Source organism: Vibrio sp. 1249-1 (assembly GCF_033340495.1).
The window spans coordinates 1-666 of the sequence record NZ_JAWOWJ010000619.1 but is presented as its reverse complement, the minus strand read 5'-3'; the positions used below and the strand labels follow the sequence as shown (position 1 = coordinate 666).

Here is a 666-nt window from a genome sequence, read left to right as displayed (position 1 = left end):
TGAAATTACGCGATTGCCGCTTATGCTCTAATTACCGCACAAAAAACATGTAGATGAGGCACTCATGAAGAAACTATTACTACTTGCTGCAGTATTATTACCATTCGCATCCGCTCATGCGGAAATCACAGTAAAAGGTGACGATTTTGAGTTGAGCAAAGATTGTGTTCGCCTAAGCGGTGACAATATTTCCGTCAAATCCGACGATTGCTCTTCTAAAAACTGGGATGATAAAGACAAAAAAGGAAACGCTAGCGTGCATGGCGATGACAACCCAGGTAAAGGGCATAACAAAGATAAAAAAGACAAGAAGAAATAAACACTTCTGTTCGAAAAAAGGCTTGCGCGATGCAAGCCTTTTTAATGTTCAGCGCTTCAAGCACTTAGTAGAAGGTACGACCTTCACCCGCTCTAGTCAGCAGTCCGTCGCATGGCGCATAACGATCGCCATATTTCGATGCAAATTCGTTCATTTTCTCAACCAGTTCTTTCAAACCGAATTGATCCATATAACGGAATGGCCCGCCAAGGAATGGAGGGAAGCCAATACCAAAAATCGCACCAATATCGCCATCGCGCGGAGAGCGAATAATACCGTCGTCCAAGCATCGTACTGCTTCATTAAGCATTGGCAGTACACAGCGCAACGCAATATCGTTATCGCTG

Annotated in this window: 2 protein-coding genes; one reads left to right on the top strand and one right to left on the bottom strand. The window is 44.0% G+C overall.

Annotated elements, in window-relative coordinates; translation table 11 throughout:
* Positions 1 to 64: 64 nt before the first annotated feature.
* Positions 65 to 319 carry a hypothetical protein gene (locus R7Z50_RS27980; RefSeq protein WP_005457697.1) on the top strand — a complete coding sequence of 85 codons (255 nt, stop codon included), beginning with the start codon at positions 65 to 67 and terminating at the stop codon, positions 317 to 319.
* 64 nt (positions 320 to 383) lie between these two features.
* On the opposite strand, the gene R7Z50_RS27975 is transcribed toward R7Z50_RS27980, so the two are convergent.
* On the bottom strand, positions 384 to 666 hold a 283-nt coding region (locus R7Z50_RS27975; protein ID WP_318149818.1), incomplete at its 5' end, for a 3-hydroxyacyl-CoA dehydrogenase family protein.